Below are 14,515 nucleotides of genomic sequence, written 5' to 3'. Positions count from 1 at the left end.
ATCTCTCCTTCGTCATTGCGAGCGCAGCGAAGCAATCCGGAGTCCTCGTGACGCCCTGGATTGCTTCCGCCTACGCCCTTCGGGCTTCGTCGGACAAGTCGCTGCGCTCGCAATGACGCGTGGTGAGACGGAACGCTTGAGCCGCAAACACGGCTCTCGTCCCGGCAAATGCCTCAGCGGTGCATTTCCGCGGCATGTGGTGTCCAAGGTTGCGATTAGGAACCGTAGGGTGGGCAAAGGCGCGCTGGTGCTGTGCGTTGCTTGCTCGACTCCATCGCGCGCCGTGCCCACCATTCGTTCCGCTCGTGCGGATGCACGGTGGGCACGCGACCGCCCTTCGGGCGGCTGCTTTGCCCACCCTACGGCAGCGCCCCTCGGACATGACGGATTCACATCTCAAACAGCAGCGGACATGACATCGCAGTCTCGCGGCGCATGACGCCCGAGTCGTGCATCGAACATGTCCCTCCAAGTGAGAGGGCGCAGGGAATGCCGGGTGAAGGCCTCACCCATGGCCCGCCTGCGAAAAAAAATGCAGGCGGCAGGAACCACAGGTGCAGCCGATCACCGGCATTCCCTGCGCGATGGTCTCACGCTTATACGCAGTCTCCCTGGTGCGCCGGGCTTGTTGGCCACCATGATCCGCGCGGCGCGTTGGCGCCGTCGCGAACGTGACACCAGCATCGGGGTGTCAGGACGCTGCGACTTCACGTCCGCAAGACGTTCGTTCGTCCGCAAGCTCTTTCGAGCCCGCTGCGACGTCTCGCGGCCACCGCATCCCCGCCTCGCGTGTCGTGACGATCGCGCGCAACGCCCCTCTCGTTGAGGCGGGATGGCGGGAGATAAGCATGATTTCCGAAAAAGAGAAAGCAAAAAGATTCTGGAAAGAAGAAAATCTTGGGATGCATCCAGGGCCGGGACGAGGTCGTATGACGGCGCCGTACAAAATGTGGTCGAAAGCGCCACAGGCTGGCTGCCCGCGACGTCACTCCGCGCCCGTGTTTGACAAATCTCGATGAGGGTCTCTTAGTCACTGCCGTAAGTTGACAGGAGGCTACCATGCATCTTCGTCGCCTGATTGTCGTGTCGGCATTTCTAGCCGCCTGGGGACTCGCCGCGCCGGCGTCGTCGCAGAACTTCGCGTTCTCCGACAACATCGATCGGCCGGGCGGTGACTACCGCAGCTTCGATAGCTATGACGATGCACAGGCGTGTCGCCAGACCTGCAACCGTGAGCGGCAGTGTCGGGCATGGACCTACGTCAAGCCGCCAACCCACTGGCGCGGGCTGCAGCAGCCACCGGCGCGCTGCTGGCTGAAGACGATCGTCCCACGGGCGCGTGCCAATCCATGTTGTATATCCGGCGTGTCAGGCGGCCAAAGGATCGATTAGCGCCGGTTTTCGAGGCACGCCATCCTCTTGGCCTCTCAGCGACTGACCTTGCAGCGACGACCGTGCACCCTCAGAAATGAGTTGCGTACCTCAAAAATCGGGGTATGGTCCTCAACCTCAAGGGGAGGAGCATGAACGCGCCGCTGACATTGCGGGACATCGCGCGACAGGCGGGCGTCAGCCTCGCCACGGTCGACCGCGTGCTGCACAATCGGCCGGGCGTGCGTGCCGATACGGTGCGGCGCGTGAAGGACGCGATGACGCGCAGCGCCTTCCAGCCGCATGCGGCCGCCTCCGAACTTGCTCGCGCGCGCTCCCGGCGCTTCGCCTTCGTGATGCCCGCGGGCGTCAACCTCTTCATGCAGCAGATCCAGGCGCATCTCGGCGAAATGGCGAACTGGATGGCGGCGCGGCGGCTCTCGGTGGAGATCGTCGCGACGGATGTGTTCGATCCGGCCATCCTGGCCGCCAGGCTCGAAGACCTGGTCGGCCGGGTCGATGGCGTGGCCGTGGTGGCGCTCGATCATCCGAGCGTGCGTGCGGCGATCAATGACCTCGTCGAGTCCGGGGCCAAGATCGTCACCCTGGTGTCGGACGTGCCGTCATCGCGCCGGCATCATTACGTCGGGATCGACAACATCGCGGCGGGCCGCGCCGCCGGCGCGCTGGTCGGGCGCTTCACCGGCGGCAGACCCGGGCGGGTGGCGATCATGGCCGGCTCACACGGGCTGCGTGACCACGCCGAGCGCATCTTCGGCTTTACCCAGGTCATCGCCGCCGAGTATCGGCAACTTGAAGTATTGCCCGTCGTTGAGGGCCATGATGATGACGACCGCTCGGAACACCTCATGCGGCGTCTTCTGGCGGACTATCGTGACATCGTCGGTCTCTACAATGTCGGTGCCGGCACCGCCGGCGTCGCCAAGGCACTGACTGAGCCGCTGAGCGGGTCGGGCCGCGCCGGCGACATCGTGTTCGTCGGCCACGACGTGACGGCCGTGACGCGGAAACTGCTGCTGAACGGCGTCATGGATGCGGTGATCTCGCAGAACCCGGGACACGAGGCGCGATCTGCCGTGCGCGTGCTGCTGGCGCTGGCGCGCGGCGAGCCGCTTCTGAGCGAACAGGAAGCCATCCGCATCGACATCGTGATGCGGGACAATCTGCCGTGAGCCGCCGACGCGCCGCGTCTGCAGCGGCGCGGGCGGAGCACGGCGCGACAACGAATGAGGGCAGGGTGCGAGGCGACGCAGATCGCCGAAACCTTGAGTCCGCGTGGGAGGAGTGAGAGTCGTGTATCTCGGACTGGATGTCGGCACATCCGGCGTGAAGGCCGTGCTGGAGGACGAGGCGGGCGCGCTGGTCGCGAGCGCCTCGCGTCCGCTGTCGCTGTCGCATCCGCAACCGCTGTGGTCCGAGCAAAATCCGGATCACTGGGTCGAGGCGACGCTTGGTGCGGTCGACGATCTCGCCGTGAGCCATCCGCGCGAGACAGCGGCTGTGCGCGGCATCGGCCTGTCCGGCCAGATGCATGGCGCGACCTTGCTCGGCCGCGACGGCCGGCCGCTGCGGCCGGCGATCCTGTGGAATGACGGCCGCTCGCAAGAAGAATGCGCCGAGCTCGAACGGCGCTGTCCCGAGCTGCACGCGATCGCCGGCAATCTCGCGATGCCTGGTTTCACCGCGCCGAAGCTCGTCTGGGTGGCCAAGCACGAGCCGAAGATATTCGCTGAAGTGGCGAAGGTGCTGCTGCCGAAGGCCTATGTGCGCTATCGCCTGTCCGGCGAGATGGTCGAGGACATGTCGGACGCGGCCGGCACCCTGTGGCTCGACGTCGGCGCGCGGCGCTGGTCGGAGACACTGCTCGCGGCGACCGGCCTCGCCATCAGTCACATGCCGCGGCTCGTCGAAGGCAATCAGCCGGCCGCATTGCTGTCCGCCGAGCTGGCGCAGCGCTGGGGCATGGGCGCGAACGTCGTCATCGCCGGCGGCGCCGGCGACAACGCGGCGAGCGCGATCGGGCTCGGCGCGATCAATCCGGGCGATGCCTTCCTGTCACTGGGCACGTCGGGCGTGCTGTTCCGCGTGACCGACCGCTTCGCGCCGGCGCCCGAATCCGCCGTGCACGCCTTCTGCCACGCGCTCGGCGGGCTCTGGCACCAGATGGGCGTGATGCTGTCGGCGGCCGCATCGCTGTCGTGGCTGGCGCGCATTCTCGAGACGCCGGAAGCCGTGCTGCTGGCGCCGCTCGGGGCGAGCGTGGAGCGTCCCAGCACGGTGCAGTTCCTGCCCTATCTCGACGGCGAGCGCACGCCGCACAACGACGCTCATGCCGCGGGGGCCTTCGTCGGCCTGCGCAGCGCGGCTTCGCGTGGCGATCTCGTGCAGGCGGTGCTGGAAGGCGTTGCGTTTGCTGCGCGTGACATGCTCGCAGCGCTTGGCCGCAGCGCGCAGCCGATCACGGAACTCGATCTCGTCGGCGGCGGCTCGCGCTCAGTGTTGTGGGCGCAGATCATGGCGGACGTGCTCGGCGTCGCCGTGCACCGCGTCGAGGAGGGCGAGGTCGGCGCCGCCATCGGCGCTTCCAGGCTCGGCCGTCTCGCCGCGACCGGGGCCGCGCCCACCGATGTCTGCCGCAAGCCGCAGCGGCTGCAGAGTTTTGCGCCGCGCGTCGCCCAGCGTGCGGCCTATGACGACGCCTACGCGCATTGGCGCAAGCTCTATCCTGCTCTCAAGGAGTAAACCCTCGTGAACGTCCAGGCTCCCTTTTTTCAGACCGGCGCGACCGTGGCCTATGGCGGCCCCGAGGCGCGCAGCCCGCTGTCGTTCCGCTGGTACGACAAGGACCGCATCGTCAGAGGCAAGCGGATGGAGGATCATCTGCGCTTCGCGGTCTGCTACTGGCATTCGTTCTGCTGGCCCGGCAGCGATCCGTTCGGCGGCGAGACCTTCCTGCGGCCCTGGCAGCATGGCGACGACATCATGGCGCTGGCGCGCGCCAAGGCCGATGTCGCCTTCGAGCTGTTCCGCCTGCTCGACGTGCCGTTCTTCACCTTCCATGACGTCGATGCCGCGCCGGAAGGGGCGACGCTGAAAGAGTCCGTCGCGAACCTCAACGCGATCGCCGACCTGTTCGAGCAGAAGATGGCCTCGGCCAAGGTGCGGCTGTTGTGGGGCACCGCCAACCTGTTCTCGCATCGCCGCTACATGGCGGGTGCCGCGACCAATCCCGATCCCGAAATCTTCACCTATGCGGCGGGGCAGGTCCGTGCCGCGCTCGAGGTCACGCACCGCCTCGGCGGGCAGAACTACGTACTGTGGGGTGGCCGCGAGGGCTATGAGACGCTGCTCAACACCGATATGAAGCGCGAGCTCGACCAGCTCGGCCGTTTCGTCTCGCTGGTCGTCGAGCACAAGCACAAGATCGGCTTCAAGGGGCCGCTGCTGATCGAGCCCAAGCCGAAGGAGCCGACCAAGCACCAGTACGATTTCGACGTCGCGACCTGCTACGGCTTCCTGCGGCGCTATGACCTGCTCGACGACGTCAAGCTCAACATCGAGCAGAACCACGCCATCCTCGCCGGCCATTCGTTCCAGCACGAGATCGCGCTGGCGCAGGCGCTCGGCGTGCTCGGCTCGGTCGACATCAACCGCGGTGACGATCTCCTCGGCTGGGATACCGACCAGTTCGCGATGAACGTGGGCGAGCTGGCGCTGGTGTTCCACGAGATCCTCAAGGGCGACGGTTTCAGCACCGGCGGTCTGAACTTCGATGCCAAGATCCGCAGGCAATCGATCGATCCGGACGATCTGCTGCACGCCCATGTCGGCTCGATGGACGCCTGCGCGCGCGCGCTGATCGCGGCCGACGAGATGCTGGAGGCCGGCGCGCTGACCGCGCCGCTCACCGCGCGCTATGCCGGGTGGGACGGCGAGGAGGGCCAGGCGATCCTCGCCGGCCGGCGCTCGCTCGCGGAGCTCGCCGACCGCGCCGTCAATTCCGGCCTCGATCCGCAGCCGCGTTCGGGCCGGCAGGAATATCTCGAAAGCGTGGTGAACCGTTATGTCTGACGACAGCAGCCCGCGCGCAGCGCCGACGAATGAAGATGTGGTGGCCGCCATGGGCGCAGTGGCGGCCGGGCAACCGATCCTGGAGATCAAGGGCCTCGGCAAGCAGTTCGGCGCGATCCGCGCGCTGCAAGGCGTCGACCTGTCGATCGGCGCCGGCGAGGTGGTCGGCCTGATGGGCGACAACGGCGCCGGCAAGTCGACGCTGGTGCGCATCATCGCCGGCAATTTTCCGCCGAGCCAGGGCACCATCCATTTCTGCGGCCGCGAGGTGCATTTCCATCGTCCGATGGATTCGCGCAGCGTCGGCATCGAGGTCGTCTACCAGGACCTCGCGCTCGCCAACAATCTCACCGCGGCCGCCAACGTCTTTCTCGGCCGCGAGCTGAAGCGCAATTTCGGGCCGCTGGTGCTGCTCGATCACAAGGGCATGGAGGCGCGCGCGCTGGAGCTGTTCCGTGAGCTGCGCTCGGAAACGCGGCCGCATGATCTCGTCAAGGACATGTCGGGCGGCCAACGCCAGGCGGTCGCGATCGCGCGTACGCGGCTGTCCAACGCCAAGCTCGTGATGATGGACGAGCCGACCGCGGCGATCTCGGTACGCCAGGTCGAGCAGGTGCTGAGCCTGATTCACCGGCTGAAGGAGCAGGGCATTGCCGTGATGCTGATCTCGCACCGCATGCCCGACATCTTCGCGGTGTGCGACCGCGTCGTGGTGATGCGGCGCGGCGAGAAGAGGGCCGACAAGCCGGTCGGCGAGACCAGCCCGGAGGAAGTCACCGCGCTGATCACCGGCGCCAAGGAGGCGGCGTGATGTCCGTACCATCCGAAACTCCGGTGCCGGAAACCGCAGCGCCCGACCTGCAGGTCACCTTCACCAATGTCGGCGCCACGAGATGGTGGCATCGCGGCGTATTTGCCTCGCAGACCGCCTATGTGACGCTGGCGCTGCTCGCGCTCATCGTGGTGATGAGCTTCGCCAGTCCGTACTTCTTGACGGAAGGCAATCTGCAGAACGTCGCGAAGAACTTCTCCTTCATCGCGATCGCCACGCTCGGCATCACCTTCGTGATCATCACCGGCGGCATCGACCTGTCGGTCGGCTCGCTGATGGCGTTCGCCGCGATGATCACCTCGATGGTGATGACCAGCCTGTCGACGCCGGGTCTGCCGCTGTCGTCGCTGTTCGTGCATCTCGCCGCCGACGGCAAGACCGTCGTCGCCAACGTGCCCGGCCTGATCCTGATCGTATCCGTGCTGGCAGGCCTCGCGGTCTCGCTGGTCGTCGGCCTCGTCAACGGCGTCTGCATCGCCGTGATCGGGCTGTCGCCGTTCGTGACCACGCTCGGCATGCTCTCGATCGTGCGCGGCCTCGGCTACGTCATCTCCAACGGCAAGGGCAGCTTTCCGGGTGGCCCCGACGCCGTCTACTTCTACGCGCTGACGCAAGGCGACGTGGCCGGCGTGCCCGCGCCCTTCATCTATCTCATCGCGCTCGCCTTGGTGATGGCGCTGGTGCTGCACCACACCGCGTTCGGCCGCCACGTGTTCGCGATCGGCGGCAACGAGAAGGCCGCCGAGCTGACCGGCGTGTCGGTGCCGCGCGCCAAGATCGAGGTCTATGTGATCGGCGCGCTCGCCGCCGGCCTGCAGGGCATCATCATCTCCGGCTGGCTGGGATCTGCGCCCGCCAACATGGCGACATCCTACGAGCTCAACGTGATCGCGGCCGCCGTGATCGGCGGCGCCAACCTCGCCGGCGGCATCGGCGGGCCGCTCGGGGCCATCGTCGGCTGCGTGCTGCTCGAGGTCATCAGAAACGGGCTGGTGCTGGCGCAGGTCAACTCCTACTGGCAGCAGACGCTGGTCGGCGTGATCATCATCGCCGCCGTGCTGGTCGACCGCGTCCGCGCGCGGCTGTTGTAACGAGATACTGGCCGGGATGTGACTGATCACGTCTATCCGCGCCCGGCACAGACAATCATCAGGGATAGACATCGAGGAGGGAAAACCATGAGGAAGTTGCTGTATGCGGTCGCGTCGCTCGCGATCATGCTGGCCCCGGCGCAGGCCGAGACCAAATACCGTTTCGCCATCGTGCCGAAGGCGATGAACAATCCGTTCTTCGACGTCGCGCGCGACGGCTGCCTGAAGCGCGCCAAGGAGCTCGGCAATGTCGAGTGCATCTACAAGGGCCCGGTCGAGCACGAGCCGGCGACGCAGGCGCAGATCATCCAGGACTTCATCACGCAGAAGGTCGACGGCCTCGCCATCTCGGTCGCCGACGTCCCGTCCATGACCAAGTCGATCGAGGCGGCGGCGGCGGCGGGCATCGCAGTCATCACGTTCGATGCGGATGCGCCGGGCTCCAAGCGATCAGCCTATATCGGCACCAACAACAAGGATTTCGGCCTCGCGCTCGGCAAGCAGCTCGCGCAGCTGAAGCCCGAAGGCGGCAAGTACGCGATCGTCTCGGGCGGCCCCGGCGCCAAGAACCTGGCCGAGCGCGTCGACGGCGTCCGCGAATCCCTGAAGGGCACGAAGTGGGTCGAGGTCGCAGGCTCGCCGACCTTCTGCAACGACGATCCCGCGCTCGCCGTTCAGCAGATGTCCGATCTGCGCACCGCCACGCCCGACCTCGGCGCGATCGTGCCGATCGGCGGCTGGCCGATGTTCGCCCCCGAGGGCTACAAGGCCTTCGTCAACAAGAACCGCAAAGACATCGACGCCGGCAAGCTGACGCTGGTCGTCGCCGATACCTTGAAGATGCAACTCGAGCTGCTGCGCGACGGCTATTCCAACGCGCTGACCGGCCAGCGCCCGTTCGAGATGGGCGAGAAGGCGATGGACACGCTGCTCGCGCTCAAGAAGGGCGAGAAGGTGCCGGACGTGATCTATACGGGTCTCGACCTCGTCACCAAGGACAACGTGGCGAAGCTGTTGAACTAAGTTCCTCCCGGGGAAAACCTGGCGGTCCGGCAACCGGCTTCGGCCGGCGGCTGGACCGTCCTTTTTGTTTTGGAATGCTCTTAGTGCCTGTGGACCGGACACGAAATACGGCCTGCGTTGCGTTGTCCTGCTCCACCAAACGGGGCCATTCGTGTCCACCGCTGTCATCGTCCGCGACGGCGGACGATCCAGTATTCCAGAGACGGCTGTGATCGATCGAGGTGCCGCGGCGTACTGGATCATCCGCCTGCGCGGATGATGACGGCGGTGGGTGGCGCTATAGCAGGGCGCCTCTCAACATCTCCGCTCTCCAGATCGTATTGACACTCGCAGATGTCTGACCTAAGTCAGATATCATGCTCGATCCCGTCTCCCGCGTCCGCCGCTTCAATCGCGCCGTCACCTCGGAGGTCGGCGCGCTCGATACCTCGTTCCTTGGACGCGGGCGCCCGCTCGGTGCCGCGCGCGTGCTCAATGCGATCGGCCATGGCCGCAGCGACGTCGCAGAGCTGCGCGACTATCTCGCGCTCGACTCCGGGCTCATGAGCAGGTTCCTGCGTGGCCTGGAGGAGGAGGGGCTGGTGACGACCAAGCCGCATCCGGACGATGCGCGTCGTCGCATCGCCAGGCTCACCGCAGCCGGCCGGCGCGAATTCGAGGCGTATGAAACGCTCTCCAATGCCCAGGCCGAGTCCATGCTGGCGCGCCACAGTCAGCCCGAGGCGCTGCTGGCGGCGATGGACATGGTCGCGGCCGCGCTCGGACGCAACCGCATCAGCGTTGAGGAGGCCGACCCCAGGGGAGAGCCGGCGCGCTACTGCCTCGGCGAATATTACAGTGAGCTATCGCGACGGTTCGAACGCGGCTTCGATGTGGCGCTGTCGCGTGATCCCGATGCCATGGACATGATGCCCCCGCGCGGGACGTTCTTCATCGCGATGTCCGACGGCCTGCCACTCGGTTGCGTCGGACTGAAGGGAACGGGCGGTGAATGCGCCGAGATCAAGCGGCTCTGGGTCGCGCCCGCTGCCCGGGGCCTCGGCCTCGGCCGGCGCCTGATGGACGCGACTGAAGATGCCGCGCGAAAACTGTCGATCGAGACGCTTCGGCTCGATACCAACAGCGCGCTCGCCGAGGCCATGCAGCTCTACCGCAGGACCGGCTGGACCGAGATCGAGCGCTTCAACGACGATCCCTATCCGGACCTGTTCTTCGAGAAGCGGCTGTCGCCCGACCGTCCCGCCTGACGCGGATGGTCGGCGGTCGGCTGCCAGCTTGATGCTCGGACCATGGAACCCGCACCGAGGATGAATTCTGCTGTTGCGGCGCGCAGAGTGATGTCTGCAGACGAACCTGCGGCGCGGCGCCGCAACGGGGACACTCGTCGCGGTTGCCGCCTTGGCTCCAGTCCTGCAATATTTGCTACCACGGAGAACGCGTGGGCAGGTTGCTGCTCAAGCAGCTCAACCACGTCGAGCATGATTGCTGTTAGCCGCGCAAGGCGGTACGTGCCGTTCGCGAGGAGGGACCTTTGGGTAGCAATGCGGATCCGAGGATACGCCGCGATGCGGACAGGTACACGGGCGGTGTTCTGCTGTCGTCTGCAGACAGGCACTGGCGCGGACTCTCCGCCGAACTGCGGTGTCATCCGGCCGGCGAGATTCCGGCTTACGTTGCTTCGGTGACCCAGATCGCCATCCTCGTCCGAGGCACCTCGGTCGTCGATCGCCGTGCAGGCGGCGTTCGGCAACGTATCGTGGGCTTGCGCGGGACGATCGGATTGTGCCCCATGGGGGTTCACGAAGATTACACCTATGTGTCGAAACCCATCGATGAGATGCTGCATATCTATCTGGCGCCATCCGCGTTTGCGTCGCTGGCCCGGCACACGTCGAGGGATTTCAATGCGGCTTCGGTCAGGTACGAGGCCGGCTTCAACGATCGACTGATCGAGGTGATCGCCGCCGAGGTGCTCGGCGAATTGCGCTTCGAAACGTCCTGCGGTGACCTCATGGTCGAAGCATTGGCCGATGCACTCGCGGTGAGGTTGCTCAATAATTATTCAAGTCTGAGCGTCGACCCGTTCCGGACGAGGCGGGGATCCAAGGGGCTCGACCCCAGGCGGCTGCAACGCGTCATCGACTATATCCAGACCAATCTCACGAAGGAAATCACCGTCGAGGAACTCGCCGCTGCCGCCGCGCTGAGCCGTTTCCACTTCTCTCGGATGTTCAAGTCCACGACCGGACAATCGCCGAGCCGCTTCATCGGGTTGCTGCGACTGGAACTGGCAAAGACGCTGTTGACCGCCGGGCGATCGATGTCCGAGGTGGCGCGCGATTGCGGATTTTCGTCCGAGTCGAACTTCGTCCGGTCGTTTCGGCGCGCGACCGGCGTCCCGCCGGGCCGATATCGCGACAGCACCCGGAAATAGCGGGGGTTACCGAGGCTGGCCGTGCCTTGCGGCAAGCGATTACGCGCGCGCGGCAATGAAGATCCGAATTCAGCAGGAGCTGAATAGGAAACAGCACGCTGGGATCATGTCCCGCCCGGCTGCCGAACTATAATTCGGCGGATTCCGGGCAGGCGATCGGTTGGATTCCGTGGCGCCGCCGCTTCGTCATACCCGCAGGGCGAGGAGAAGAGAGCATGAAGATCCTGATGATTCTTACGTCCCACGATCAACTGGGCAACACCGGTCGCAAGACGGGCTTCTGGCTCGAGGAGCTTGCTGCTCCCTATTTCACATTTCGCGATGCCGGCGTTCACGTCACGCTTGCATCCCCCAAGGGCGGTCAGCCTCCGCTCGATCCGAAGAGCAACGAGCCGGCGTTCCAGACCGACGATACCAGGCGGTTCGAAGCGGACGCGACGGCGATGGCGGCGCTCGCCAGCACCACGACGCTGTCCGAGGTCGATCCCGCAGACTATGACAGCGTGTTCTTTCCCGGAGGCCATGGCCCGCTGTGGGACCTGACCAATGACCGCCATGCGCTGTCTCTCATTGAGCGCATGCTGTCGGCGAAAAAGCCCGTGGCGCTCGTCTGCCACGCGCCGGGAATCCTGACCAACGTGAAGGCGCCGAACGGTGACCCCGTTGCGAAAGGCCGTTCCGTCACCGGGTTCACGAATTCCGAGGAGGAAGCGATGCATCTCGTCGAGGTCGTTCCGTATTTGCTCGAGGACGTGCTGAAGGCGCAGGGCGCGCTGTTCTCGGCGACAGCGAATTGGGGTGTGCACGTGGTGCAGGACGAATTGCTGATCACCGGCCAGAACCCTGGATCGTCGCGGCAGACCGCCCGCACGCTGCTCGCGGCGCTGGGAAAGCGCGCCGCCGCCTGACGTCGCGGCGGCATTCGAGCGCTCATGTTGCTGATGGTCTTCGCCGCACCGCCACGCGCGGTACAGCCAGCGACATGGGCGCGCTCTTCGAACATTTGATGGAAGAATTGCAATGGCAAAGAAGTATACGGCTCAGTGCGCCTGCGGTGCGGTGAAGTTCGCGTTCGACCGCGATCCGGACTTCATCGCCAACTGTCATTGCCTGGATTGCAAGAGAGCGTCGGGCGGCGAGATGGCGACGTTCTTCGCCGTGCCGCACGACGATTTCACGCTGCTCAGCGGGCAGCCGAAAGCGCATCACTACATTGCCGAGTCGGGTAAGGGGCTCGACCGCAATTTCTGCGCTGATTGCGGCTCCCGATTGTTCACGAACAATCTGGACAGCTTCCCCGGTCTGGTCTTCGTCATGCTTGGCAGCCTGGACCGGCCCGAATTGATCGCACCGAAGCTCGAGATGTTCACCAAGCGGCGCCTGACATGGGCCAAGCCGCTCGAGCTCCCGCAATTCGACAGCATGCCCGGTTGAAGCGGGAGGGACCGGCCCCTCAGCTTCGCTGCCGAAGCCGATGCGCGAGAGACAGAATTGCGCCTGCCATCTCGTCCGGACACAGCGTGGGATGAAGATGGGTTCCGTTCAGCCGCTCGACAGGCCAGCCGCGCCGCAGCGCTTCGGTTGTGGCGTGATCGTAGATCGGCGAAGCCTGGACGAAGCCGGCAGGGATGTGATCCCAGCGCAATAGGTCGATCGTATCGTCGAACCAGTCGACCCGCATCGTCGGCAGTCCGTCTTCGAACTGAGCGAGCGCCAACGGATCGCGCGCCAGAATGTCGAGGCCGATGAGGGCGGCGCGTTGCGGATCGCGCGCGAACCAGCGGGACCAGACCGGAAGCATGCCCTCCGCTCCGGCGAGATTTCGGATGAAATCATGAAGGACCGGACGGACCGGCGAAGCGCGGCCATGGGGCGGCGGAATGTCGCCGTCGACGATGATGATTGCGCGGGCGGGGAGCTTCGTCGCCAGTTCAGCGACCAGCGGGCTTGCTGAACTGTGCCCGACCAGGATCAGGTCGTCGGTCGCGGCGATATGGTTCATCAAGTGCCGGGACCATGCGCTCCACGCCGGTGGAACTGCACACTTGGCAAGGACGTCCGGCACCTGGACCGGGTACCCGGCCTGGCGCAGACGAACGGCCGTCGGCTCCCAACTTGCGGCGCGGACCATGGGGCCCGCAACGAGAACGAACTCTGCTGACATTGTCGCTCGGCGTTGAATTTGTTGAAGGGCGCGCTGCGGCCGCGTCAGCCAGTGGCCCCGACCAGCGCCACCTTCATGTTTCGCGCTTCGTAGACGCCGTTGCCGTCCGCGAGCACGCGGCCGTCGGCGATGCCGAGCACCAGCCTGCCGCGCTTGACCTGCCGCATCTCGACCTCATAGCGCACACAGCGGACATTCGGCGTGATCTGGCCTCTGAAGCTCACCTCGCCGACGCCGGTGGCGCGGCCTTTGCCGGGCGAGCCCGACCAGCCGAGCCAATAGCCGACCATCTGCCACATCGCGTCGAGGCCGAGGCATCCGGGCATCACAGGATCGCCGCGGAACAGGGATTCGAAGAACCAGAGCTTCGGCGTGATGTCCAACTCGCCGGCGATATGACCCTTGCCGTAGCGGCCGCCGTCCAGGCTGAGCTCGCTGATCCGATCGATCATCAGCATCGGCGGCGCCGGCAGCTGCGCATTGCCCGGACCGAAATAGCCGCCTTCGCCGGATTTGAGCAGATCGTCCTTCGTGTAGGACGATTTCGGGGTGTGAAAATCACGCGGGTTGGGCAAGGGGCGATTTCCTCCAGGACAGTACTTGGTTGCGAGCGGAGACGGAATGACGACGCGGCTGTCTCCGGTCTCCAGGACATGAGAAGACGGGCGATGCCGTTCAAGCGCTGTCGTGGAAGAATCGTTTGGCGCTGGTGTGATGTGTCGACACACGGTCGATCCACCTTCGACGCGAGCGGCTGCGCTTAGACCGGAAACAGAAGGTCGAACTCGCGCAGCCCTTTGGCGCTGAACAGCACGGCGCGACTGTCCTTGTCGCGGTTTGCCCATTTGAGAGCCAGGATCCGGCTGAGACAGGCTGCGCCGAGGCGGCCGGCGAGATGATCCCGGCGCTCACTCCAATCGAGGCAGCTTACGCAGGTCGTACGAGCGTTTGCCTGCTGGACATCGAGATCAATTCCGAATTGTTCGGTGAACCGCTGTCCGGAGCTCGTCAGCGTGACCGTGTCGCCGACGCGCTCCAGCAACCGGCTGCGCAGCATGCTCTCGAACATCTGGACGCCGCGCGCCCCGGCCAGATGATCGTAGCAGACGCGCGCCTCGCGCAGCGCCGGATCACGCGGACCGGTGCGGACCCGGCGGTGTCCGGTGCGCGCCGCGAGCAGCATCAGCGTCTCCAGCGTATGGACGACGTCCTCGCCGGACAGACGGACGTAGCGATTGCGCCCCTGCCTGACGGAAACCAGCAGGTCAGCCTGCTCGAGCTTGTTGACATGCGCGCTGGCGGTCGGAAGGCCGATGTTCGCCGACCGGGCCAATTCGCTCACGGTCAAGGCACGCCCGTCCATGAGTGCGGCGAGAATGTTGGCGCGCGCCGGATCGCCGATCAGGGCAGCGACAGCGGCGAAGTTGGGACCGTCCCTCATGCTGTGATCGATAGCGAAGCATCGGGGCTGGTTCAACGCCTATAACGCGGCCGCTACGGCGCGAAAC

Annotated in this window: 14 protein-coding genes; 11 read left to right on the top strand and 3 right to left on the bottom strand. The window is 65.6% G+C overall.

All coding sequences use genetic code 11. The features are described 5' to 3' along the window. Positions 1-1,059 precede the first annotated feature (1,059 nt). The 11 genes from LQG66_RS12560 (at position 1,060) to LQG66_RS12510 (ending at position 12,277) form a co-directional block, all read left to right on the top strand. Positions 1,060-1,392, top strand: a complete 333-nt coding sequence (locus tag LQG66_RS12560) for a PAN domain-containing protein (protein ID WP_231326529.1) — start codon at positions 1,060-1,062, stop codon at positions 1,390-1,392. Positions 1,393-1,523: 131 nt separating this feature from the next. Next, positions 1,524-2,564, top strand: coding sequence for a LacI family DNA-binding transcriptional regulator (locus tag LQG66_RS12555; protein WP_231326528.1), 1,041 nt, complete (start codon positions 1,524-1,526; stop codon positions 2,562-2,564). A gap of 121 nt (positions 2,565-2,685) precedes the next feature. Next, positions 2,686-4,134 carry a xylulokinase gene (gene xylB / locus LQG66_RS12550; protein ID WP_231326527.1) on the top strand — a complete coding sequence of 483 codons (1,449 nt, stop codon included), beginning with the start codon at positions 2,686-2,688 and terminating at the stop codon, positions 4,132-4,134. Positions 4,135-4,140: 6 nt separating this feature from the next. After that, on the top strand, positions 4,141-5,463 hold the full coding sequence (gene xylA / locus LQG66_RS12545) for a xylose isomerase (protein ID WP_231326526.1): 1,323 nt from the start codon (positions 4,141-4,143) through the stop codon (positions 5,461-5,463). Positions 5,464-5,512: 49 nt separating this feature from the next. After that, on the top strand, positions 5,513-6,274 hold the full coding sequence (locus LQG66_RS12540) for an ATP-binding cassette domain-containing protein (protein ID WP_231327767.1): 762 nt from the start codon (positions 5,513-5,515) through the stop codon (positions 6,272-6,274). Then, on the top strand, positions 6,274-7,386 hold the full coding sequence (locus LQG66_RS12535) for an ABC transporter permease (protein WP_231326525.1): 1,113 nt from the start codon (positions 6,274-6,276) through the stop codon (positions 7,384-7,386). The genes LQG66_RS12540 and LQG66_RS12535 overlap by 1 nt, the downstream gene beginning before the upstream one ends. Before the next feature lie 87 nt (positions 7,387-7,473). Continuing rightward, complete coding sequence (locus LQG66_RS12530) at positions 7,474-8,409, top strand: sugar-binding protein (RefSeq protein WP_231326524.1); 936 nt, start codon at positions 7,474-7,476, stop codon at positions 8,407-8,409. Positions 8,410-8,765: 356 nt separating this feature from the next. Next, the gene (locus LQG66_RS12525) at positions 8,766-9,656 is read left to right on the top strand and encodes a bifunctional helix-turn-helix transcriptional regulator/GNAT family N-acetyltransferase (RefSeq protein ID WP_231326523.1); all 891 of its coding nucleotides are present in this window, start codon (positions 8,766-8,768) and stop codon (positions 9,654-9,656) included. Between the two features lie 284 nt (positions 9,657-9,940). Continuing rightward, positions 9,941-10,843, top strand: a complete 903-nt coding sequence (locus tag LQG66_RS12520; protein ID WP_231326522.1) for a helix-turn-helix domain-containing protein — start codon at positions 9,941-9,943, stop codon at positions 10,841-10,843. Between the two features lie 215 nt (positions 10,844-11,058). After that, positions 11,059-11,751 (top strand): type 1 glutamine amidotransferase domain-containing protein, encoded by a 693-nt coding sequence (locus LQG66_RS12515; protein WP_231326521.1) that lies wholly within the window; start codon positions 11,059-11,061, stop codon positions 11,749-11,751. 112 nt (positions 11,752-11,863) lie between these two features. Then, positions 11,864-12,277, top strand: a complete 414-nt coding sequence (locus LQG66_RS12510; RefSeq protein WP_231326520.1) for a GFA family protein — start codon at positions 11,864-11,866, stop codon at positions 12,275-12,277. A 19-nt stretch (positions 12,278-12,296) separates the two neighbouring features. Here LQG66_RS12510 and LQG66_RS12505 read toward each other — a convergent pair whose 3' ends face one another. The 3 genes from LQG66_RS12505 to LQG66_RS12495 all read right to left on the bottom strand — a co-directional run bounded on the left by LQG66_RS12505 (position 12,297) and on the right by LQG66_RS12495 (position 14,448). Beyond that, positions 12,297-12,845, bottom strand: a complete 549-nt coding sequence (locus LQG66_RS12505; RefSeq protein WP_231326519.1) for an alpha/beta hydrolase — start codon at positions 12,843-12,845, stop codon at positions 12,297-12,299. Positions 12,846-13,051: 206 nt separating this feature from the next. Beyond that, positions 13,052-13,582, bottom strand: coding sequence for a bifunctional 3-hydroxydecanoyl-ACP dehydratase/trans-2-decenoyl-ACP isomerase (fabA, locus tag LQG66_RS12500; RefSeq protein ID WP_231326518.1), 531 nt, complete (start codon positions 13,580-13,582; stop codon positions 13,052-13,054). Between the two features lie 185 nt (positions 13,583-13,767). Beyond that, the gene (locus tag LQG66_RS12495) at positions 13,768-14,448 is read right to left on the bottom strand and encodes an ArsR/SmtB family transcription factor (RefSeq protein ID WP_231326517.1); all 681 of its coding nucleotides are present in this window, start codon (positions 14,446-14,448) and stop codon (positions 13,768-13,770) included. Positions 14,449-14,515: the final 67 nt, after the last annotated feature.

It is taken from the genome of Bradyrhizobium ontarionense (genome assembly GCF_021088345.1).
Classification (GTDB): Bacteria; Pseudomonadota; Alphaproteobacteria; order Rhizobiales; family Xanthobacteraceae; genus Bradyrhizobium; species Bradyrhizobium ontarionense.
This window is presented reverse-complemented; position numbering and strand designations above follow the sequence as displayed.